The following is a 21,356-nucleotide window of genomic DNA, read 5'->3' on the forward strand; positions in this document are numbered from 1 at the left end:
TCGATTCGGATGACAAGCGATCATAGCCGACTGGCGGTGGGTCGAATACCCAAAGCCTACAGATGTCGATCCGGCGCGAAAAATCCACGGCGCCGGCACGTTGCCATGCCGGCTGCCGATCGCCTTGCCTCACAGAGAACCCAGTTTGCCCAGGTCCTTCGCCACCAGATAGTAGAAGGTCACGCGGCTCTTGGTGTTGTCGGCGGCCATCGCCTTGCACGCCTTCTCGATCGAGGCGTCGGCCTTCTTGGCGTCGGCAATCCCAAGCTTCTTGGTCACCCAGTTGTCCCGGACGCGCTCGAGCTCCTTCGGGTCCGCACAGGAGACCAGGGAGGAATCGCGGTTCCTGAGCGCGATGCCCAAGTGCTTGACGATCTTCTCGACCGCATCGGCGCTGGCGCCGGCATCGTATTTCTTCACATCCGCAAGATAGTCGGCCATGAAACTTCCCCTCGTCGGCGCCACGGATCCGATCGATGAGGCTTGTGGCGCGCCGCGCAACTTGTGCGCTAGGTCAGGATATTCCTCATCGCCGGCGGAGCTTCGATTGAGTAGACGCGCAAGTCAACCCTCGGCTGTCGAGTTTGGCGCAGGGGACAAGCCTCGACTTGGCCCTTTCATTTTCCGTAACCGCTCCCTATATTCGCTTCGTCGGCTTGACCGACTATGGCGATAAACAGGCGATGAAATAAGCCGTTCGGACCCGGGGGCGGTACCCGGCGCCTCCACCAAAAACCGCTCTTCCAAAGGGAGCGGCTTTTGCTGGGGGCGAAATAGGATCGACGAAGGTGTAAAGATCGTACTTTTGCCCGGCATTGTACCACCGTCATCGGGCTAAACTTATAGTTGCCAACGACAACTATGCGGAAGCTCGTCTCGCTGCTTAATGCAGTGCGAACGCTTCAAATCAAGCCCTAGAGGTTCGCACTTCTAGGCGGGGTTCGGAGGTACCTGGCAACAGAAACCTCCACCTTCCCCCTCGCCTTCTTTCCAAGTCAATTGAACGGCCAAGCATGCTTGGCGCGCATGCTTGCGGTCCTGCCTGGGCTGAAAAAGGCCGGGCAATCCCGGCCTCTTCCGATTTTCTATCCGCGTCTTACTCGGCAGGCGCTTCGACCGCTTCGCGCGCACGGCCGAGCGTCAGCTTGGCCAGCATGAAGGAAATCACCGCGCAGAGCGTGATGCCGGCCACCATCGGCAGCGGCGTGCCGTCGAAGAAGAGGCCCGCCACGCCCATGGCCAGCGCGCCGATGGCGAAGTGCAGCGTGCCCATCAGCGCCGATGCCGTGCCGGCGATCTCGCCATGCTCTTCCATCGCCAGCACGGAGGTGGTCGGAATGACCAGGCCAAGGAAGCCGTAGCCGACAAAGAGCAGCGCCGCCATCACGTCGAGCCGGTCGACACCGGATGCCATGATCGCGAACAGCGCCACCATCACCGTGGCATAGCCGGTCACCGCGACCCACACGACCCGCTTCAAGCCGAAGCGATCCGCCAGCATCCCGGTCAGCTGCGACATGCCGATGAAGGCGACCGCGTTGATCGAGAAGAACACGCTGTAGACCGACGGCGACAGGCCGTAGTGGTCGATCAGGATGAAGGACGAACTCGACAGATAGACGAAGAAGCTCGCAATGCCGAAGCCGGCGATCGCCGTCAGGCCAAGGAAGTTGCGGTCGCTCATCAGGTAGCGGTAACCGGCAAGTGCCGTGCCGAAGGACGAGTTGGCGCGCTCCTCCGCCGAACGCGTCTCTTTCAGCGAGGTCGCGAGCAGGATGGTGGCTAAAGCGGCGGCGCCCGTCACAGTCCAGAACACGGCACGCCAGCCGAAGCTCTCGATGATCTGGCTGCCCGTGAGCGGCGCGAGGATAGGCGACACCGAGAACACCAGCATCAGCAGCGACATCAGCTTGGCGGCCTCGTTGCCGGTGTGCAGGTCGCGCACGATGGCGCGCGGCACTGCCATGCCCGCGCTGGCGCCGAGCCCTTGCAGGAAGCGGAAGGCGATCAGCCACTCGATATTGGGCGCCATAGCCGAGCCGACGCCGCCAACCATGAACAGCGCGAGTCCGACATAAAGCGGCAGCTTGCGCCCGACCATGTCTGAGATCGGTCCGACGACGATCTGGCCGAAGCCCATCGACAGGAAGAAGATCAAGAGGCTCATCTGCACGGCGGCGGTGCCAGCTTTCAAATCCTCACCGATCGAAGGCAGCGCTGGAAGGTACATATCGATGGCGAAGGGGCCGATTGCGGACAACAAGCCGAGCACGACCGCGATGCGGAGGAATTTGGGACTCATGATAAGGGCTTCTTTCGGATCTGGTTGTCGCCGTGGTCCGGCGTCTACCCGAGGACGTTCCATCCCGTGGAACCCCGACATCCGGGATGTGAAATCATCGTCGCTTCAAAGCGCGATTCTGTCGTTCCCGGGAGCGGGCTTCGCTTTATTGTGTCTACAAATTTAGACAGCCTTGTCCAATTCGTCAATCATCGCTATATGGTTTTTTATGAAGGTCGGCGTTTCTCCTGACACTTTCCCGCCACGCAGCCACGAGGCCAAGCGCATATCGGTGGTTGATGCTGCCGCTTCGGTCTTCTGCCGCGAAGGCTATGCCGGCGCCAATATCGACCTGATCGCGGCCGAGGCCGGCGTTTCGCGCCAGACCGTCTACAATCACCATGGCGATAAGGAAAAGCTGTTCATGGCCATTGTGCGCGACCTGACGGAGCGCTGCAATGCCGGCATCTTCGCCACCATTGCCACCTTTCCCGACCAGCCCGCCGATCTCGAAGCCGATCTTGTCGCCTTCGCGGTGCGCATGAACCGCAACTGTATCTGCAACCGCGACGGCCGCTTCCTGCGCAAGCTGATCCAGGCCGAGGGCGAGCGCTATCCCGAGCTTTTTGCCGAGTGGCGCGAACAGGGACCGGGCCGCACCTGGTCGGCGCTTGCCGCCCGCTTCGCGCGGCTGGCCTATGCCGGGCACCTCTCGATCGACGATCCGGACGTGGCGGCGCGGCAGTTCCTCGCACTAGTCAACGCCGAGTTGCAGACAACCTTCATGCTCGGCGGCATACCGACGGAGGAAGAGGTGTTGCGCTCAGCGACCAATGGCGTGCGCACCTTCCTGGCCGCCTTCGGCAGGAAGAAAGCGGCAGCCGCCCGGCAGGCCGCCCTCGCCCACGCCTGAGCGATCAAATCGCCGCCAGCCCTCTTGGCCTTAGCTTTCGGCGCCTATATGCGGTTTACGCCGCGCCCAAGCTTGATTACAGCTATGCGGACGATTCAACGGAACCCGACCGTCACATGGCCGACGACCACATCCGCTACGACATTCTGGCCCAGGAGGCATTGCGCGGTGTCATGCGCAAGGTCCTGGCCGAAGTCGCGCGCACGGGCCTTCCGGGCAACCATCATTTCTTCATCACCTTCCTGACCGGCGCGCCGGGCGTGCGCATCTCCTCGCGGCTACGCGAGCGTTATCCGGAGCAGATGACCATCGTCATCCAGTTCCAGTACTGGGACCTGAAGGTGACCGACACCGGTTTCGAGGTGGGACTCTCCTTTTCCGACGTGCCCGAAAAGCTCGAAATCCCCTTTTCCGCCGTGCGCGGTTTCTATGACCCATCAGTGAATTTCGAACTCGAATTCGACGTCAAGGCGGACAACGCCGCGGAAGACGACGACGCCGCGCCGGCCCCGGAGCTGCCGATCGCGGTCGTGACCGAAAAGAAACCGGAATCGAAGAAAAAGGCCACCGAGGCCGAGAAGAAGCCGGCTGCCGCCGATACCGGCGGCAAGGGTGCCGAAGTGGTTTCGCTCGACGCCTTTCGCAAGAAGTGAGCCGGGGAAATGGGCGAGGTCGTCAATCTCCGCCAGGCCCGCAAGCAGAAAGCGCGCATCGAGAAGGAACGCCTGGCCAGGGAAAACCGGGCATTGCACGGCCGTTCCAAAGCCGAGCGCGAGCGTGACCGGCTGACGTCCGACATGACGGAAAAATTCATGGACGGCCATCGCCGCGAAAAGCCCGGCGATCCGGACCGGCGCTGAGCGCCCGGATGGCCGCTGTCGAAAAACGCTCGGTGACGATCCGCGGCCACCGCACCAGTTTTTCCCTGGAGCAACCCTTCTACGACGATTTGGTGGCGATCGCGACGCAGCGCTCGCTGTCGCTCGCGGCCCTCGTTGCCGAGATCGACGAAACGCGGACCCGTGACGCCAACCTCTCCTCCGCGCTCAGACTCTACGTGCTCGCCTGGGCAAAGCGCGGCGGCAAGGCATCTTGACCGGCCTCAGACCGGATCGCCGAGGCTTTCCTGCGCCTTGCGCTTGGCGCCGAAGCTGAGCAGGGCCGAACGGTCGCGTTCCTCGGCCTGCTTTTTCGACCGCACCCGCATCAGGTCCTTCCAGCCGATATAGCCGACCAGCCGTGCATCCTCGCGCGAGACGACCGGCAGATGCGAGACGTTGGCCAGGAGCAGCTTGTCTGACAGTCCTTCTAGATATTCGTCGGGATAGGCGAGCGTGACCTTGCTGCCGGCCAAAAGTTCGCCGAGCGTCGTCTTGCGGTGCTTGCCGGCGCGGCGCCAACGCAGGATCGCCGGCGGATCGATGAGGCCGAGCACATGGCCTTTCTCGTCGATCACAGGAAAGCTCGGATGGCGCGTGTCCGGGGCGGTCAGGAATGCCGCCGCGCCGTGCAGCGTCATCGTCGCCGGCACGCTCTCGACCTTGGTCGTCATCACCTCGCGCACCCTGGTCAGCGCGAAGGGATCGACGCGGTATTCGCGAACGAGGTGGTGTCCGCGCCGCGCCACCTTTTCGGTCAGGATCGATCGCTTCATCAACAGCACGGTGACGGCATGGGCGGTGGCGCAGGCTGCGATCAGCGGCACCAGCATGTGGGTGTTGCCGGTGAGTTCGACCGCGAAGAAGGTCGCGGTCAGCGGCGCGCGCATGGTGCCGCCCATGGTCGCGGCCATCGCCAGCAGCGGCCAGAAGCCGGGCGTCGCCTCGGGCAGGATGCCGGCAAGCACCGCGCCCATCGCGCCGCCCATGATCAAGAGCGGCGCCAGCACGCCGCCCGACGTTCCCGAACCCAGCGCCACCGACCAGATAATGGCCTTGACGACCAAAAGCGTCAGCGCTGCCGCCGCCAGCACATGGCCATCCAACATGTTGGCGATGTTGTCGTAGCCGACACCGAGCGCCTGCGGCTCGATCAGTCCACCGATACCGACCACCAGGCCGCCGATCATCGGCCACCACATCCAGTGTATCGGCAGCTTCTGGAAGGCGTCCTCGCAGACATAGACCATTTGCGTCAGCAAGCCGGAGAGCAGGCCGGCGGCAATCCCGACCAGCACCCAGCCACCCAATCCGGCGATCGACGCTTCCATGCTGCCCGAGAACGGGAAGATCGGTCCGGGCAGGTGCAGCAAGGTGCGTTCGACCTCGGCGATGATGGCGGCGACGGCGACCGGGATGAAGCTGCGCGGCGTCCATTCGAACAGCAGCAGCTCGACGGCAAGCATGATTGCCGCGATCGGCGTGCCGAACACGGTCGTCATGCCGGCCGCCGCGCCCGCAACCAGCAGCGTCTTGCGTTCATTGTCGCTGACCGGCAGCATCTGCGCGATCAGCGAGCCGATCGCCCCGCCGGTCATGATGATCGGCCCTTCGGCGCCGAACGGTCCGCCTGAGCCGATCGAGATCGCCGACGACAATGGCTTCAATACCGCCACTTTGGCGTCGAGCCGCGAGCGGCCGAGCAGGATTGCTTCGATGGCTTCCGGAATGCCGTGGCCGCGGATCTTTTCGCTGCCGAAGCGCGCCATCAGCCCGATGACCAGCGCGCCGATTACTGGAACCAGCACGGCGGCATAGCCGAGCGGCGTGTCCTCGAGCCTGAGCTCGGCCAGTGTGAACTGGCCGAAATAGGCGATGTTGGTGGCGAGCCTTATCAGCTTCAACAGCGCGATGCCGGCAAACAGCCCGGCGGTCGCCACAACGACTGCGATGGCGGCGATGATGAGCACCCGCGGATCGGTGGTGAAGTCGCGGAGATGGCCGTTTCCGGCATGAGCGGATTTCATTTGGGAGCCTGAGCTTTCTGGCGGCGCGGTACCGTCCGGTTGTCGGGCGGCTACATATCGTAACACGATATAATTCTTCAAGGCCGTTTTTGGTGGTTGCTCCGCGTCATTTTGGTCATGGATGCGCCAGGCTTTCATTAGAGTTGAGCTTTGGCCGGAAAGGGCGATAAGTCGTGGCATGACGCATCCGAAGAAACCACGTCCCGCCATCAGCCAGGCCGACTATCAGCGGCTTTCGGAGTTCCGCTACCTGATCCGCCGCTTCCTCGAATTCAGCCAGTTGCAGGCGAATGAGGCGGGCTTGACCCCGCGCCAGCACCAGGCGCTGCTGGCGATCAAGGGCTATCCCGGCGGCGGGCCGGTGGCAGTGGGCGATCTGGCGGAGCGGTTGCGCATCCGCCACCACAGCGCCGTCGAACTGGTGAATCGGCTGAGCGAGGCCGGCTTGGTCGCGCGGGATCAAGACAAGGCCGACCACCGCCGCGTCCTGCTGCAACTCACCCCGCTCGCCGACGACCGTCTCGCCGAATTGTCGGCCGCCCACCTCGACGAGCTTGCCCGCATCGAACCTATGCTCAAGCGCCTGCTTTCGCGGCAGGAGCCGGTTTGAGCGCTACATCCAGCGCTGTCCTTCGCGACGTCTTGGGTGTTTTGTTCGCCCGCGATTCCGGGCGGAACCGCTATGCAGTTTTCCTGGAATAACGAGTTTCAACCGCCGTCCAGCGACTTCAAGAGGTTGTCGATCGTGAACGGATTGGACTTGGGCTTCGGCGGCTCTGGAACGGAACCGTCGTTGACGCCGGGAAGCGACCGGTCGACTTTTGGCGCCTGCTCAGCCGCCCTGCGTTCAGCTTCCAGCCTCGCCTGCTCGGCACGCTTGCGATCCGCCTCGGCCTGGGCTTTCGCGGCTGCGGCCTGTTGTTCGGCCTTTGCCTTGGCGTCGGCATTCGCCGCTGCTTGCGCATCAGCCTCCGCCTTGGCACGCGCCTCGGCCTCGGCCTCGGCCTGAGCCTTGGCATCGGCTTCCGCTTTTGCCCTTGCCTCTTCTTCCGCTTTGGCTTGCGCCTCGGCTTCTGCCTTCGCTTGCGCTTCCGCTTCGGCATTCGCCCTGGCTTCAGCCTCGGCTTTCTGCCGCGCCTCTTCCTCTTGCCGGCGCAGTTCCTCGGCCGCCCGGTCGCGCTCCGTCTGCAGCGCAGCGTAGTAGCGCACCTCGCGCCGCAGCCTCTGCTTCTCGAGCAGCGCCGCCTGCATCGCCTCGACGCGCTGCTGCTCCTTCTCCAGCGCGCGCTGGGTCAGGAACTGCGCCAGCGGCGCGCTGTCGAACTGGAGCGACGTCGCCCCGATCTGGCCTGCAAGGCTGAAGTTCACAGCCGGTTCGGAGCCGACAAGCGCCTCGTCGCCCGGTCGATAGGTGATCGCTCCCTTGGCGGCCAGCGTGCTCGCATCGAGGTCGGCGGTAACTTCCGCCGACAGCGTCGCCGCCGGATTGTCGAGGCTGATCGGCGGCGCCCGCAGCGTGCCATTGGCAACGGTGAAGGGGATATCGGTGTTGCCGGCCGCGAAACTTCCCTGTCCGGCGATCTCAGGCGCGAAGCCGGCGGTCTTGGCGGCATCGATGTCGCGTCCGATTGCATCGGCCTTGGCGATGACGGGGGCAAAAGCATCGGGATTGATGCCGGCGATGGTCAGTCCCTTCAGCGCGGCCGTGCCGGACCCTGACAGGGCGGCGATCATCGCATCGACAGACTTGCCGCTGGTCGACAGCGCGGCCGAAATGTCGCCGCTGCCGCTGATTCCGGCGCCAGGCAGCACTGCGGCAAGATCACTGCCCGCCAGCTTCAACTGACCCGATAACAGGCCGGTGCCCTCCGTGTTCTTGAGCTCGAACAGGCCGGTCAGCGTGCCCTCATAGAGCTTGGCTTTGAGGTCCGAGACGCGGATGCCTTCCCGGTCGAGCTTCAGCGACAGCGTCGCGTCATGCGCAGTCGCGAACGGTCCGGCGGCAAGGGCCGCCGTGTTGAGGTCGAGATCGGCGCTGAACGGCAGGGTCGATTTCCGGCTGAACGGCGTCGTCGGCCAGCCACCGTCCTTCCCGGCGAGGAAGGACTGGTCGCCGAACAGCGACACCGCCAACGGATCGAGGTCGAGCTCATCAAGCGCCAGCGCGCCGGCAAGATGCGGCAGTCCGTCTTTCATGTCGGCGTTGACGTCGCCGGACACAGTCGCCTTGTTGATGGCGCCGCTGAGCCCGCTCAGCACCAGAAGCCCATTGCCGAAGTCGGCATCGCTGGCGAGCGAAGCCGACGTCCCGGTGCCCATGCCGGGCAGCCCGACGCCGGTCGTCATCAGCCATGGCTCGATATCGACGGCGTCGAGATTGACCTTGCCCTTGGCGGTGGCGCCTTGCTCTGTCTCGGCGATCGTCCCGTCAAAGCTCGCCCTGAAATCGTCGGCCGTCAGGTTGAAGCTGGTTGCCAGACCGCCGCCCAGCGAGCCTTTGGCCGTGATATCGGTGGTGGCCTGTCCAAGCATGCCGAGCGGCAGCGCCGGCAGGCCGTAGAGTGCAAGCAGCGTGGCGGCGTTCTCGTTCCTGGCATTGAAGGTGATCGATACCGGCGCATCGGGAAGCCGATCCCGCGTCCCCCTGCCCGAAAGCGAAGCCGAGAAAGCGGAACCGCCGGCCTTGCCTTGCGCGGAGAGCGCGAGTCCGGTGGTGCCGTCGCCATTGTCGGCGGCACTTGTCACCAGGTCGATCCGGGCGTCCTGGAACAGCTCCGGATAGGCAGCAACACGGGCAGCAAGGCCTTTCAGAACCTCATTGTCCGGATAATGCTGGGCTGCGACATCTATGAGCGGCTTGAGATCGACGGCCACCACGGATGCGTCGAGCTTGCCGGTCGGGCTTTCCGGAAAATCCTTGATGCGCCCGGTGGCGCTGATCGAAGCGCCGGCGAGCCCTCCGACCGAGAGCCGGTCGATCTCGAGCAGGCCCTTGCGCAGCCTCAACGCCGTATCCACTCTGTCGGCAGTCAGCCCGGCGGCGCTGACCGGGCCCGCCTTGATCTGGAAATCGAGGTCGCGGTCGGAGAAGCGGTTGGCGCCCTTGTCGCTGACGAAGATCGAGGCGAAGGCCGCCAGCCCATCGACGTCGAGCTCGCCGCCCTCCAGCTGCATCAGCACCGAGGGCCTGGCGCCATCGGGCTGGCTGGAATCGATGCGGCCGGAAAATTTCGCCTTGCCGAGGATCAGCTCGAGATCGCTGAACGACTGCCGGTTCTCGCTGAGATCGACCTTGGCCTTGAAGCCCGCCGCCGGCAGACGGCGGATCGCGTCGTCGACATCCTTCGACAGCCAGGCGGCGAAACCGGACGGCTGTCCGACGGCAAGCAGCAGGGATCCGGTGAACCCGAAATGGTTCTCGACGTTCAACATGCCGTCGGCTTCGAGCGTCGCCCGGCCCGGCAGTGTCGCGGCAAGCGACTTCACCGACCAGCCGCCTTCGGCCGGCTCCGCCGAGAGCCGCACGTCGCGAACCGTGGTATCTCCCGCCACCACCGCCGGCAGCCTGACCTCGACCGTGCCCGGTATGGTCGGCTTCGGCATGTGCTGAAGCGTCTGCTCGAAAGCCGCGATGCGCTGGTCGAGCGTCAATCCGGCACCTGCGGATGCGCCCACCGCCTCGTCGAACTGCACCTGCGCGCCGCTCGCTTCGATCGAAAAACGCGGTTTCAGGCCGAGATCGACCGAGGCCTTGCCGTCGGCGGTATAGGGGTTGTCGAGCGGTCCGGTCTCGAAGCGGAATTCATCGACACCGAGCTTCTGATGGTCGAGCGCGAATTTGCCGTTCAGCCGGAAGCCGGGATCGGGCTTGCCGGCGCTGACCTTCACGGGCTCGCCGTCAGTGCCGCGCAATTCGGCCGAGCTCCTGTCGGCCCCATTCTTGTCAGAGGCCGAAACCTTGAACTGACCGGAATAGACCGCCGCGCCTTTGACGATGCCGGCATTGCCGTCTGTCTCGATGATGAGCGGATAGGCATCCGGGTCGGCTTTGAGTCTGACCCGCATCTGGCCGTCGGCTTCCGTTCTGCCGGTTGAGGCCGAGACTTCCGTGCGCAGTCCGTCGAAGCGCAGCGAGCCGTCCATCCGCCACGGGCCGGCGAGCGACTTTGCCGAAACGGTCGAGTTGATCTCGGAGATGAAATGGCTGCGCCCGCCGGCGGCATGGCGCAATTCGATCTGCCCTTCGGTCACCGTCAGCTTCTCGATCGCGATCTGTCCGGGATCGAAGGGCGTCGACGGCCGGATCGCCCAGTCGACCGTGCCGTCGCCGGCAACATCGATGGTCGCCTTCGGATGCACCAGCCGCATGTCGAAGATCAGCAGTTCGCCGCGCAGGAACGGCGCCAGCTCCGCGTCCATGGAGAAGGTCTCCATCGTCATCGCCGGCTGTCCGCCAGGGCCGCCTGCGACCTCGACATTGGAGAAGGTCACCGAAGGGAATGGCAAGAGCCGCGCGGTCGCGTCGCCTTTCACGGTCACCTTGCGACCGAGGATGGTGCTCGCCTCGCGCTCGAAATCGGCGCGGTAGCCGGTCCAGTCGACGAAATACGGCACCACCAGCGCCGCGCAAAGCACCAGCACGAACAGGCCACCGAAGATCACGAACAGGCGAGCGAGCATCGGCTCCAAAGCCTAGGGTTAAAGTCAGCCGCACTCTACCCGCATCCGCGCGGCGATAAAGAGGCAATTCGGCTGCAACCCTCGGCGTCTAGGCTCTCGGCAAGATCTTGCCGGGGTTCATGATGTTCAGCGGGTCGAGCGCCTGCTTGATGGTGCGCATGACGTCAACGCCATGGCCGAGTTCATGGCGCAGGAAGCCGACCTTGCCCTGGCCGATGCCGTGCTCGCCGGTGCAGGTGCCTTCCATGGCGATCGCCCGCATGTTGAGCCGCGCGACGAATTTTTCAGCGAGTGCGATCTCCTGCGGGCTGTCGACATCCATCAGCACCAGCACATGGAAATTGCCGTCGCCGGCGTGGCCGACGATCGGCGCGATCAGGCCCATTTCGGCAATGTCGGCTTCGGTCTCGGTGACGCATTCGGCAAGCCGTGAGATCGGCACGCAGACATCGGTCGAAAGCCCCTTGGCGCCGGGGCGCAGCGTCAGCGACGACCAGTAGGCGTCGTGCCGCGCCTTCCAGAGCTTCGTCCGCTCCTCGGCGACGCTGGTCCACAGGAATGGTCCGCCGCCATTCTCCTCGGCGATCATGCCGAAAGTCTCGGCCTGTTCGGCGACACCGGCGTCGCTGCCGTGAAATTCGACGAAAAGGCACGGGCTCTCGGGGTAGTCGAGCTTCGAATAATTCTTCATCGCCCGCATCTGCAGCGCGTTGACCAGTTCGATGCGCGCCACCGGGATGCCCATCTGAATGGTCGCTATCACTGCGTTGCATGCGGCCTCCAAGGTCGGGAACGGGCAGACGCCGCCGGAGATCGCCTGCGGAATGCCCTGCAGCCTGAGCGTCAGTGCTGTGATGATGCCGAGCGTGCCTTCCGAGCCGACCAAGAGCCGCGTCAAGTCGTAGCCGGCCGAGCTTTTCTTTGCCCGCTTGCCGGTCGTCACTGCCTCGCCGTCGGCCATCACCGCCGTCAGCGACAGCACGTTTTCGCGCATCGTGCCGTAGCGCACGGCATTGGTGCCGGACGCCCGTGTTGCCGCCATGCCGCCCAGCGAGGCATTGGCGCCGGGGTCGATCGGGAAGAACAGGCCGGTGTCGCGCAAATGGCGGTTGAGATCCTCGCGTGTCACTCCGGGCTCGACCGTGCAGTCGAGATCCTGCGGATTGACCGAGAGGATGCGGTTCATGCGAGAGGTGTCGATGGATATGCCTCCGCCCGGCGCATTGGTGTGGCCCTCGAGCGAGGAGCCGACGCCGAAGGCAATGACCGGCACACGATGCGCGGCGCAGGTGCGCACGATCTCCTGCACCTCCGGCGTGCTTTCGGCGAAGACGACGCCATCCGGCGCCTGGGTCGGGATGTAGGTGGTGGTGTGCGCATGCTGGTCGCGGATCGCCTCGCCGGTCTGAAAACGCTCGCCGAACCGCTGCTTGAGGATGCCGAGCGCGGCGGCGATGCCTTCCTCGTTGCGCTCGACGGGGTTGAGGTCGCTCAAAGCCATGAATTCCTCCGCGAATGGACCAGCGGCCACTCTTGTAATGCAGCTATGGATGATGCCTAAAGCAATTCCAGGAAAAGAGTGAAGCTCCGGAATTGCGCCAGAGCGAAGAGAACCTCACCAGCCAGGCCCTGTCCAGCGACGATCAAGGAAAACCAAATGACGATGCCCGCGCCGATCATTTCCAGCCCGATGGCGATCGAGAAGGACTGGATTGACTATAACGGCCATCTCAACATGGCCTATTATAACGTGCTGTTCGACCGCTGCTCGGACGAAGCGTTCGAGCTGATGGGCATGGGACCGAACTATGCCAAGGACCGCCGCCTCACCATCTACACCGCGGAAGTCCATGTCTGCTACGTGCAGGAGCTTCACCTCGACCACAAGGTGAAGGTCTCGTTCCAGCTCATCGACCACGACGAGAAGCGGCTGAGGGCCTATCAGGAGATTCGCCACGTCGATGGCTGGCTGGCCGCGACGTCCGAGCAGCTTGCGCTGCATGTCGACATGGCCGGGCCGAGGGTCGCTCCCTTCCCGGCCGATGTGATGGCACAGGTTGAAGCCATGCGCGCCGCCCACGCCGCGTTGCCGATGCCGGAGCGTGCCGGCCGTTCGATCGGCATCAAACGCAAGAGCGCTTGAAAACCCGCACACCCGCGTTAACCTTACCAAGGTTTTAACGTGAACAAGCCGATTGAGTCTGTTGAACGACTCAGTGGCGCGTTCGAAAACCGCCGCACCGGGTTTACGCGCGGGCGGCAGGCGGAATGCGGTGCGAGGACAGTGCATGAAAACCGACATCAAGGTCGAAGTGGAGCGGTTGGCGGCCGATCCGCGCATCACCGACTATGATTTCTGGCGATCGTTGAAGAACGTCAACAACGAGATCTTCCACATCGCCAACAACAACGAGCCCATCCCCTTCGACATGATCCGCTGGCGCGCGATTCTCAAGCAGGCGCGCATCAGACGCGGTCACACTGAGCCTTCAGCGCTCCCTTAAACTGCCAAGCGGCGAGCGCGCCTCGACCGGCGACGACTGTATGATGGCGGTGTTGGTCATCGCATAGGGAATAATTTTGTCGATCACCCGCTCCAACTCGGCCACCGAGCCGACATGCGCGAGCGCGATGAAGCAATCCTCGCCGGTCACTCGGTCGCATTGGGCGATTTCCGGCAGGTCGCGAATGATCCCGGCCACCACGGCAAGCTGCCCCGGGACCGGCCTGATTCGCAGCCATGCCGACAGCTTCATGCCGAGCGCCGTCGGATTGATCTTCACCGTATAGGCTTCGATCACGCCATTCTCCTGCAGCTTGCGAATGCGTTCGGCCACGCTCGGCGCCGAGAGCCCGACGGCGCGCGCCAGTTCAGCCGTGCTGGTGCGCGCATCCTTTTCCAGGAGTCGCAGGATTTTCAGGTCCGCCGCATCCAGCTCGCCATTTTCATTTCGAAGGCGTTTCAAATAATTCTCTTTTCTTCAGAAGGTGAACGGTGATCGGAGCCGTGCATCATCCATATAAGTCGCGAAGTTCGCCTGCGATATGACCCTATGAATTCTGAAGCGCAAGTTCATCCGACAAACCGGGCCGGCAGCGACACCGACGCTGCACGCCCTGCCCTCGCCGGACTGGCCGATGCGGTGCCGCCGCATGTCTGGTTCTGCGTCAGCGCGATCTTCCACTATCTTGGGCCGGCCTTCGCCGTGCTGCTGTTCGCTCAGGTCGGCGTGCTCGGCATGGCCTGGCTGCGCATCGCCACGGCCGCGCTCGTCTTCGCGCCGCTTACCAGGCCATGGGCGGTTTTCACGCGCGCCGACCGCTCGGCCCGCCTGCTGCTGTTGGCCTTCGGCGCCTGCCTGGCGGTGATGAACTGCGCCTTCTATCTGGCTCTAGACCGCCTGCCGATCTCGCTAGTCGCCGCGATCGAATTTGTCGGCACCATAGGCGTCGCGATGGTCGGCCTCAGAACCCCGCGCAATTTCGCGGCGCTCGCCATCACTGTCGCCGGCACGTTGCTGCTCATCGATGTCAAGTGGTCGAGCGATCCCGTCGGCCTGTTCTGGGCTTTTCTCAACGGCGCGCTGTTCATCGGCTATATCGTTTTGGGCCACCGCATCGCCCGAACTGGCCTCGGCATCGCCGGCCTCGGCACCGCCATGGCGATCGCCTTGCTCGTCGTGCTGCCGGTCGGCTTCAGCGAGGCGCTGCCAGCCTTCTCGGCGCCGCAACTGCTGATCGCCGGTATCGGCGTCGGCCTCTGCTCCTCCGTCATCCCCTACATTTGCGATCAGCTCGCCATGGCGCGGCTGGCGCGCGCGAGCTTCGCGCTCATGCTATCGCTCTTGCCGCTCACCGCGACCCTGATCGGCGTGGTCGTGCTCAGGCAGGTTCCGAGCCTCACCGATTGCCTCGGCATCGCGCTGGTTGTGGCGGGCGTCGCCATGCACAAGCCGGCGCCGGAGTGATCCGCCGCCGTCGAGGTGTGTTGAGCTTCAGGTCAGGCCGAGCCGAGAATGGTGGATTCCGAGAACCGGAGCGGAGCGTACTTTGAAGTACGTGAGCACCGGAAGCGCAGGGAGCCGCCGTTCGCAGGCCGGGCTCACCTGAATATCAACACACCTCAGGCCAGTTTCTCCTTAAGGAAGGCGACCGTCCTCCCCCAGGCGAGATCGGCCGCCTTCTTATCGTAGCGCGCGGCCGAGGTGTCGTTGTTGAAGGCGTGGTTGGCGCCGTCATAGACATAGACGGTGTATTCGATATGCGCGGCGTCGAGCGCCTTCTTGTAGGCGTCGATGCCGGCATTGATGCGCTCGTCCAGCCCAGCATAATGCAGCAGCAGCGCCGCCTTGATCTTCGGCACATCCTCGGCCTTCGGCTGCATGCCGTAATAGGCGACGCCGGCGCTGAGGTCCGGCGCATTGACGGCGAGCGTGTTCACCGTGCCGCCGCCCCAGCAGAAGCCGACCGCCCCGACCTTGCCGTTGCTGTCTTGGTAAGCCTTGAGATAGGCGACCGTGGCTACGCCGTCGGCCGCGACTTGGGCAGCATCGAGCTTGCTGAACATGTCGCGCGCCTTGTCCTCGTCGGCTGGCGTGCCGCCGAGCGGCGACAGGAAGTCCGGCGCCAGCGCGACGAAGCCTTCCAGCGCCACGCGCCGGGCGACGTCGCGGATATGCCCATTGAGCCCCCGGTTCTCATGGACGATGATCACCGTGCCGAGTTTGCCGGAGTGATTCGCCGGCTTGACCAGATAGCCCTTCATCTCGCCGCGGCTGCCGGGATAGGTGATGTCCTCGCCCTTCACCCTCGGATCGTTCTCGGCGACGATCGCCGCCTTGGCCAAATTCGCAGCCAGCATCGGCGCGATCGCGGCGGCCGCGGCGCCCGATCCAGCGAGCCGAGTCAATTGCTCCATGAAGCGCCGCCGGTCGAGCGTCAGATGCGTATATTCGTCATAGGCATCGATCATCGCCTGAGTGATGATGGGCTGTGTGACGACAGGCTTGGCGACAGGTTCGGTCATGGCTCTCCTCGACGACTGTTTGACGCGCAAGATAGGGTTAGAACGCGCACGGTCCAGTCATCCGCCGGCGACAGCGGCCCTCGGACCCAATTTCGACCAATGACGATTGCCGATGGCTTCTGCATCCATCACATTTTGGTCATTTCCGAAAACGTTGATGATGCTGTCTCGGTGGGACGGGAAACTGCGGAGCGGCCCGCCCGGTCCGAACGGCAAAAAGGGGAATGCCGGGAACGTGATGGCCGCCGGCGCTGCGGCTGGCTGAGGCGGCGCTTGCTGTCGCCGCTGCAGGCGCTTGGCCACGTGCTCGGCGAAAAAGGCCGGCGCGATTGGATGTCCTCGTCTACTTGGGCAGCGTGTAAGCCATCACATAATCGCCCGGCTTGGTACCGACCGAGCCGTGGCCGCCGGCGACGATGACCACGAACTGGCGGCCGTCGGCGACGGTGTAGGTCATCGGTGTCGACTGGCCGCCGGCCGGCAGCCTCGCGCGCCAGAGCTGCTTGCCCGTCGTAAGGTCATATGCGCGCAGATAGTCGTCGACGGCGGCCCCGAGGAAGGCGACGCCACCGGCCGTGATCATCGGCCCGCCGATGCCTGGAACGCCGACCTTGAGCGGCAGGGGCAGCGGCGTCATGTCGTAGACGGTGCCGTTGCGATGCTTGTAGGCGATCTGGCCGGTCCTCAGGTCGACGCCGGCGACATAGCCCCAGGGCGGCGCCTGACAGGGAATGCCGAGCGGCGACAGGAATGGCCCCATCACCACCGCGTAAGGCGCGCCCTCATTGCGGTTGAGCCCCTGCTCGCTGCCCTTGGTGTCGCCGGGCGGCGGCACGTCCGCGCGCGGAATGAGCTTCGACGTGAAAGCGAGATAGGTCGGCATGCCGAACATCACCTGCCGCAGCGGGTCGACCGCGACGCCGCCCCAGTTGAACACGCCGAAATTGCCGGGATAGACCAGCGTGCCCTGCAGCGAGGGCGGCGTGTAGCGTCCCTCGTAACGCAGTCTCTTCAGTTCGATCCGACACGCCAGCTGATCGAACATGGTGATGCCCCACATGTCGGCGCCGGTCAGCGGCTTCGGGTTGAACGACAGGCCGGAGGACGGCTGCGTCGGCGAGGTATGGTCGCCTTCGATCGCTCCGCCCGGTGCCGGCACTTCCTTCACCGGAATGATCGGTTCGCCAGTGCGCCGATCGAGCACATAGAGATCGCCCTGCTTGGTCGGCCCTACCAGTGCCGGCACCACGCCGCTCCCCGTCGTGATGTCGACCAGCGTCGGCTGCGCCGGCACGTCCATGTCCCACAGATCGTGATGCACGGTCTGGCGCACCCAGCGCAACTGTCCGGTGTTGAGGTCGAGCGCGGTGATCGAGGAGGAGAATTTTTCGACATCGGCGCTGCGGCCCATGCCGAGCTGGTCGGGCGTCTGGTTGCCGAGCGGCAGGTAGAGCAGGCCAAGCTTCTCGTCGGCGCTCGCCGTTGACCACATGTTGGGCGAGTTATTGGTGTATTGCTGCCCCGCCGGCAGCGGCGTCGTCTGATCCGGTTTGCCGGAATCCCAATTCCACAACAGCGCGCCGGTGCCCGCGTCATAGGCGCGGATGACGCCCGACGGCTCCTCGGTCGAATAATTGTCGTTGACCGCGCCCCCAACGATGATCTTGCCGGCGAGGATGAGCGGCGCCGAGGTCGAATAGTAATAGCCCGACTTCGGAAAGGGCATGTTGGCCATCAGGTTCAGCGTGCCGCCTTCGGCGAAGGACGGACAAACTTGCCCGTTCGCGGCATCGAGAGCGATCAGCCGGGCGTCCGAAGTCGGCAGGTAGATGCGTGCCGCGCAGGGCTGGCCCGCCGCGATCTTCGCATCGGCGTAATAGGAAACTCCGCGGCAGGTCTGGTGCTGGCGGTTGGGATCGAGCTTGATCTTCGGGTCGTAGCGCCATTTCTCCTTGCCGGTCGCGGCATCGATGGCGATGGCGAAATTGTGGGGCGTGCAGATGTAGAGCGCATCACCGACCTTGAGTGGCGTTACCTGATAGGTCGTCTCGCCGATGTCGTCCGGACCCTTCATGTCGCCGGTGCGGTAGGTCCAGGCCGGCTGCAGCTTGGCGACATTATCCGGCGTGATCTGAGCGAGCGGCGAGTAACGCTGGCCGAACGGCGTGCGGCCGTAGAAATGCCATTCGCCCGCCGGCATGTCGCCGCCGAGATTGGCCGTCGGCGTCACCTTATCGGTGTTGAGCGTGCCGCCGATGTCCTTCGGATCGGCGGTCATCGAATAGCCGGCCACCGCAAGCGATGCGAGCACCGCCAGGATGAGCGGAGCGCGTCCGTCCGGACCGGTGAATCCCCGCCTGGCCCATGGCGTCAGCAGCCAGAGCGCGATGAGAACGATGATGCCGCCGCGCGGGCCGAGCTGCCACCAATCAAAGCCGGTTTCCCACACCGCCCAGCACAGCGAGGCGAGCACGATCGCGGCATAGAGCCAGAGCCCTGTCGATCTGCGGCGGAAAATGAGCCAGGCGGTGATCAGGAAGGCCAGTCCGGCAATCAGGTAGTACCAGCTGCCACCCAACGTCACCAGCCAGATGCCGCCGCCGCCGAGGACCAGGCCGATAAGCAAAAGGACGAGGGAGGTGATGGTGACAGCCAAGACGATACTCCTTCGACTGTTGCGCGCTTGCGGCGCCTCTGAGGCAACGGCTTGCCGTCCCTGCCCTGTTGGCAGCTTTCTCTCGCAAGTTGCGCCTGTCAAGGCGGCCCCGAACAGGAACAACTAGAACAAAACGGAGACACTTCTGGCCTTTCGCTGCCGAATCACTACATTCGGGGGCGATGTCCGGCTTTTCGGAAGACATGCCCTTTTTTGACGAACCGAATGCGCGGCCCGCCGCCCCATCCGGCCTTGCCGCGCGCGCCATGGCCGCACGCAACGCGCAGAACCGTGCGCCCGATTATCTGAACGGCCTCAATCCCGAACAGCGGCTCGCTGTTGAAACGACCGAAGGCCCGGTTCTGGTGCTGGCCGGCGCCGGCACCGGCAAGACGCGGGTGCTCACCACGCGAATCGCCCACATCCTTGCCACCGGCAGGGCCTTCCCCTCGCAGATTCTCGCCGTCACCTTCACCAACAAGGCCGCGCGCGAGATGAAGCAGCGCATCGGCTTGCTGATCGGCGAGCAGAATGTCGAGGGCATGCCCTGGCTCGGCACCTTCCACTCGATCGGCGTAAAGCTGCTGCGCCGGCATGCCGAGCTTGCCGGATTGAAATCCGATTTCACCATCCTCGATACCGATGACGTGGTGCGGCTGATCAAGCAGCTGATCCAGGCCGAAAATCTGGACGACAAGCGCTGGCCGGCCAAGACCTTCGCGCAGATGATCGACAACTGGAAGAACAAAGGCCTTGGCCCCGACGAGATTCCGGAAGGCGACGCGCGCAGCTTCGGCAACGGCAAGGGGCGCCAGCTCTACAAGGCCTATCAGGAACGGCTGCAGACGCTGAATTCCTGCGACTTCGGCGATCTCCTCTATCACCCGATCCGCATCTTCCGCGCCTATCCGGACGTGCTGAAGGACTATCACCGCAAGTTCAAATACATCCTGGTCGACGAGTACCAGGACACCAATACCGCGCAATACATGTGGCTGCGCTTGTTGGCGCAGAGGCCGCAATCCTCCCCCCTTGAGGGGGAGGTGTCCGCGAAGCGGACGGAGGGGGTCGCCGCGGAAGGCGCCGCCCAGTCATCAGGCGCCGGAGCGTCGAGCACTGCCGCGAGGACCCCTCCCGACCGGGCTTCACCCAGCCACCCGCCCCTCAAGGGGGAGGGAAACCGGCGTCAATCCACTGTCAACATTTGCTGCGTCGGCGACGACGACCAGTCGATCTATGGCTGGCGCGGCGCCGAGGTCGACAATATCCTGCGCTTCGACAAGGATTTTCCGGGCGCCACCATCATCAGGCTGGAGCGCAACTACCGCTCCACCGCGCATATACTGGGTGCGGCTTCGCATCTTATCGCCCACAATGAGGGCCGCTTCGGCAAGACGCTGTTCACCGACCGCAACGACCCCGAGGACGATAAGGTGCATGTCCATGCCGCCTGGGATTCGGAGGAAGAGGCGCGCGCCATCGGCGAGGCGATCGAGGCCTACCAGCGGCAAAAGCACAACCTAAACGATATGGCGATCCTGGTGCGCGCGTCCTTCCAGATGCGCGCCTTCGAAGACCGCTTCATCACGCTCGGCTTGAGCTACCGAGTCATCGGCGGCCCGCGCTTTTACGAACGCTTGGAAATCCGCGACGCGCTGGCCTTCTTCCGCGTCGTCGCCAACAGCGGCGACGACCTTGCCTTCGAGCGCATTGTCAACGTGCCGAAGCGCGGGCTCGGCGAAGCCACCATCCGCCAGATCCACGACACCGCGCGCGCCATGCAAATCCCGATGCTTGAGGCCGCGGCGACACTCGCCGAAAGCGACGAGTTGAAGCCGAAGCCGCGCGCCGCGCTGCGCGAGGTCGCGGCCAATTTCGAGCGCTGGCAGAAGGCGCTGGAGACCACGCCGCACACCGAGCTCGCCGAGACCATCCTCGAGGAGAGCGGCTACACCGACATGTGGAAGAACGACCGTTCGGCGGAAGCGCCCGGGCGGCTGGAGAACCTTAAGGAACTGATCCGCTCCATGGAGGAGTATGAATCCCTGCGTTCGTTCCTCGAGCATGTCGCGCTGGTCATGGAGGCAGAGCAGGGCGAATCGCTCGATGCGGTCTCGATCATGACGCTGCATTCGGCGAAAGGGCTTGAATTCGAGACCGTATTCTTGCCCGGCTGGGAGGAAGGTCTGTTCCCGCATCAGCGCGCGCTGGACGAAGGCGGCCGCTCCGGCCTCGAGGAAGAACGCCGCCTCGCCTATGTCGGCCTGACGCGCGCGAAAAAGAACCTGCACGTCTGGTTCGTCTCAAACCGCCAGATCCACGGCCTGTGGCAATCGACCATTCCGTCGCGTTTCGTCAATGAATTGCCGGAAGCCCATGTCGATGTCGCCGATGGCGGCAATTCCTATGGCGGCTATGGCAATCCCTATGGCGGCGGCTCCTTCGCCTCAGGCCGCGGCGGCGGCCGGCAGAATCCCTACGGCGCCTCGCGCTTCGACAATATCGGCGCGGAAAAATCCGGCAGCTTCTCCAACACCTATGCGACGCCCGGCTGGCAGCGCGCGCAGGCGAACCGCACCGAAGCGACCGACCGCAACTGGGGCACACGCTCCGGCCACCAGGTCGAACGCATCGGCTATGGCGAGACTGACAGCGGCTATGGCGCCGGCCGCACCTCGGTGAAAGGCCGCACCATCGAAGGCGAGCTGGTCGCCAAATCGGTCGCCGACACACCTTCGCCATTCAAGCTCGGCGACCGCGTCTTCCACCAGAAATTCGGCAACGGCAATATCGCCGCCATCGACGGCAACAAGCTGACCATCGACTTTGACAAGGCCGGCCAGAAACGTGTGCTGGACGGGTTTGTCACTAGCGTTTGAGCGGCGGCCGCCAACG

Annotated in this window: 17 protein-coding genes and 1 other RNA gene; 10 read left to right on the forward strand and 8 right to left on the reverse strand. The window is 64.2% G+C overall.

Translation table 11 applies throughout. The features are described 5' to 3' along the window. Positions 1–129 precede the first annotated feature (129 nt). Entirely contained in the window at positions 130–441 is a 312-nt protein-coding gene (locus tag CK222_RS28930) for a DUF2853 family protein (RefSeq protein WP_066990883.1), read from the reverse strand. Positions 442–611: 170 nt separating this feature from the next. Here CK222_RS28930 and ssrA point away from each other — a divergent pair. Continuing rightward, positions 612–972: a transfer-messenger RNA gene (gene ssrA, locus CK222_RS28935) on the forward strand. Positions 973–1,096: 124 nt separating this feature from the next. Here the strand turns inward: ssrA and CK222_RS28940 are convergent. Then, entirely contained in the window at positions 1,097–2,302 is a 1,206-nt protein-coding gene (locus CK222_RS28940; RefSeq protein WP_095802676.1) for a multidrug effflux MFS transporter, read from the reverse strand. A 208-nt stretch (positions 2,303–2,510) separates the two neighbouring features. Between CK222_RS28940 and CK222_RS28945 the strand changes: the two genes are divergently transcribed. The 4 genes from CK222_RS28945 to CK222_RS28960 all read left to right on the forward strand — a co-directional run bounded on the left by CK222_RS28945 (position 2,511) and on the right by CK222_RS28960 (position 4,290). Next, positions 2,511–3,194, forward strand: a complete 684-nt coding sequence (locus CK222_RS28945; protein WP_095783789.1) for a TetR/AcrR family transcriptional regulator — start codon at positions 2,511–2,513, stop codon at positions 3,192–3,194. Positions 3,195–3,310: 116 nt separating this feature from the next. Further along, complete coding sequence (locus tag CK222_RS28950) at positions 3,311–3,847, forward strand: SspB family protein (protein WP_066990875.1); 537 nt, start codon at positions 3,311–3,313, stop codon at positions 3,845–3,847. Between the two features lie 9 nt (positions 3,848–3,856). After that, positions 3,857–4,054 (forward strand): DUF4169 family protein, encoded by a 198-nt coding sequence (locus CK222_RS28955; RefSeq protein ID WP_095802677.1) that lies wholly within the window; start codon positions 3,857–3,859, stop codon positions 4,052–4,054. Between the two features lie 8 nt (positions 4,055–4,062). Further along, entirely contained in the window at positions 4,063–4,290 is a 228-nt protein-coding gene (locus tag CK222_RS28960; protein ID WP_095779013.1) for a ribbon-helix-helix domain-containing protein, read from the forward strand. Between the two features lie 6 nt (positions 4,291–4,296). Here CK222_RS28960 and CK222_RS28965 read toward each other — a convergent pair whose 3' ends face one another. Then, entirely contained in the window at positions 4,297–6,099 is a 1,803-nt protein-coding gene (locus CK222_RS28965; RefSeq protein ID WP_095802678.1) for a chloride channel protein, read from the reverse strand. 178 nt (positions 6,100–6,277) lie between these two features. Here CK222_RS28965 and CK222_RS28970 point away from each other — a divergent pair, with 178 nt between their 5' ends. Beyond that, positions 6,278–6,709: a helix-turn-helix domain-containing protein gene (locus CK222_RS28970; protein ID WP_066990862.1), complete on the forward strand. Its 432-nt coding sequence runs from the start codon at positions 6,278–6,280 to the stop codon at positions 6,707–6,709. 98 nt (positions 6,710–6,807) lie between these two features. Here the strand turns inward: CK222_RS28970 and CK222_RS28975 are convergent, their stop codons facing one another. Together CK222_RS28975 and CK222_RS28980 are read right to left on the reverse strand one after the other, a co-directional pair. Then, positions 6,808–10,779, reverse strand: a complete 3,972-nt coding sequence (locus tag CK222_RS28975; RefSeq protein WP_095802679.1) for an AsmA-like C-terminal region-containing protein — start codon at positions 10,777–10,779, stop codon at positions 6,808–6,810. An 88-nt stretch (positions 10,780–10,867) separates the two neighbouring features. Beyond that, a complete protein-coding gene (locus CK222_RS28980; protein ID WP_095802694.1) occupies positions 10,868–12,280 on the reverse strand; it encodes an FAD-linked oxidase C-terminal domain-containing protein in 1,413 nt (470 codons plus the stop codon). A 156-nt stretch (positions 12,281–12,436) separates the two neighbouring features. Here CK222_RS28980 and CK222_RS28985 point away from each other — a divergent pair, with 156 nt between their 5' ends. Next, positions 12,437–12,922, forward strand: coding sequence for a thioesterase family protein (locus tag CK222_RS28985; RefSeq protein ID WP_095779017.1), 486 nt, complete (start codon positions 12,437–12,439; stop codon positions 12,920–12,922). Positions 12,923–13,067: 145 nt separating this feature from the next. Next, positions 13,068–13,283, forward strand: a complete 216-nt coding sequence (locus CK222_RS28990) for a hypothetical protein (RefSeq protein ID WP_067323171.1) — start codon at positions 13,068–13,070, stop codon at positions 13,281–13,283. Here the strand turns inward: CK222_RS28990 and CK222_RS28995 are convergent. Next, on the reverse strand, positions 13,269–13,745 hold the full coding sequence (locus tag CK222_RS28995; protein ID WP_067323168.1) for an Lrp/AsnC family transcriptional regulator: 477 nt from the start codon (positions 13,743–13,745) through the stop codon (positions 13,269–13,271). The two genes, CK222_RS28990 and CK222_RS28995, sit on opposite strands and share 15 nt — an antisense overlap. Before the next feature lie 87 nt (positions 13,746–13,832). Between CK222_RS28995 and CK222_RS29000 the strand changes: the two genes are divergently transcribed. Then, on the forward strand, positions 13,833–14,747 hold the full coding sequence (locus CK222_RS29000; RefSeq protein WP_095802680.1) for a DMT family transporter: 915 nt from the start codon (positions 13,833–13,835) through the stop codon (positions 14,745–14,747). Positions 14,748–14,902: 155 nt separating this feature from the next. Here the strand turns inward: CK222_RS29000 and CK222_RS29005 are convergent, their stop codons facing one another. Further along, positions 14,903–15,805, reverse strand: coding sequence for a dienelactone hydrolase family protein (locus tag CK222_RS29005; protein WP_095802681.1), 903 nt, complete (start codon positions 15,803–15,805; stop codon positions 14,903–14,905). Positions 15,806–16,148: 343 nt separating this feature from the next. Continuing rightward, a complete protein-coding gene (locus tag CK222_RS29010; RefSeq protein ID WP_095802682.1) occupies positions 16,149–18,461 on the reverse strand; it encodes a glucose/quinate/shikimate family membrane-bound PQQ-dependent dehydrogenase in 2,313 nt (770 codons plus the stop codon). 182 nt (positions 18,462–18,643) lie between these two features. On the opposite strand from CK222_RS29010, the gene CK222_RS29015 reads away from it, so the two are divergent. Continuing rightward, positions 18,644–21,340, forward strand: coding sequence for a UvrD-helicase domain-containing protein (locus CK222_RS29015; RefSeq protein ID WP_095802683.1), 2,697 nt, complete (start codon positions 18,644–18,646; stop codon positions 21,338–21,340). Positions 21,341–21,356: the final 16 nt, after the last annotated feature.

Origin of the sequence: Mesorhizobium sp. WSM3866 (genome assembly GCF_002294795.1) — a bacterium.
In the GTDB taxonomy this organism is placed as follows: domain Bacteria; phylum Pseudomonadota; class Alphaproteobacteria; order Rhizobiales; family Rhizobiaceae; genus Mesorhizobium.

What these genes read in the sequence shown, in the direction of transcription:
- CK222_RS28930 (WP_066990883.1), bottom strand. Translation starts at nt 441, where the DNA reads ATGGCCGACTATCTTGCGGATGTGAAGAAATACGATGCCGGCGCCAGC.
- CK222_RS28940 (WP_095802676.1), bottom strand. Translation starts at nt 2,302, where the DNA reads ATGAGTCCCAAATTCCTCCGCATCGCGGTCGTGCTCGGCTTGTTGTCC.
- CK222_RS28945 (WP_095783789.1), top strand. Translation starts at nt 2,511, where the DNA reads ATGAAGGTCGGCGTTTCTCCTGACACTTTCCCGCCACGCAGCCACGAG.
- CK222_RS28950 (WP_066990875.1), top strand. Translation starts at nt 3,311, where the DNA reads ATGGCCGACGACCACATCCGCTACGACATTCTGGCCCAGGAGGCATTG.
- CK222_RS28955 (WP_095802677.1), top strand. Translation starts at nt 3,857, where the DNA reads ATGGGCGAGGTCGTCAATCTCCGCCAGGCCCGCAAGCAGAAAGCGCGC.
- CK222_RS28960 (WP_095779013.1), top strand. Translation starts at nt 4,063, where the DNA reads ATGGCCGCTGTCGAAAAACGCTCGGTGACGATCCGCGGCCACCGCACC.
- CK222_RS28965 (WP_095802678.1), bottom strand. Translation starts at nt 6,099, where the DNA reads ATGAAATCCGCTCATGCCGGAAACGGCCATCTCCGCGACTTCACCACC.
- CK222_RS28970 (WP_066990862.1), top strand. Translation starts at nt 6,278, where the DNA reads ATGACGCATCCGAAGAAACCACGTCCCGCCATCAGCCAGGCCGACTAT.
- CK222_RS28975 (WP_095802679.1), bottom strand. Translation starts at nt 10,779, where the DNA reads ATGCTCGCTCGCCTGTTCGTGATCTTCGGTGGCCTGTTCGTGCTGGTG.
- CK222_RS28980 (WP_095802694.1), bottom strand. Translation starts at nt 12,280, where the DNA reads ATGGCTTTGAGCGACCTCAACCCCGTCGAGCGCAACGAGGAAGGCATC.
- CK222_RS28985 (WP_095779017.1), top strand. Translation starts at nt 12,437, where the DNA reads ATGACGATGCCCGCGCCGATCATTTCCAGCCCGATGGCGATCGAGAAG.
- CK222_RS28990 (WP_067323171.1), top strand. Translation starts at nt 13,068, where the DNA reads ATGAAAACCGACATCAAGGTCGAAGTGGAGCGGTTGGCGGCCGATCCG.
- CK222_RS29000 (WP_095802680.1), top strand. Translation starts at nt 13,833, where the DNA reads ATGAATTCTGAAGCGCAAGTTCATCCGACAAACCGGGCCGGCAGCGAC.
- CK222_RS29005 (WP_095802681.1), bottom strand. Translation starts at nt 15,805, where the DNA reads ATGACCGAACCTGTCGCCAAGCCTGTCGTCACACAGCCCATCATCACT.
- CK222_RS29015 (WP_095802683.1), top strand. Translation starts at nt 18,644, where the DNA reads ATGTCCGGCTTTTCGGAAGACATGCCCTTTTTTGACGAACCGAATGCG.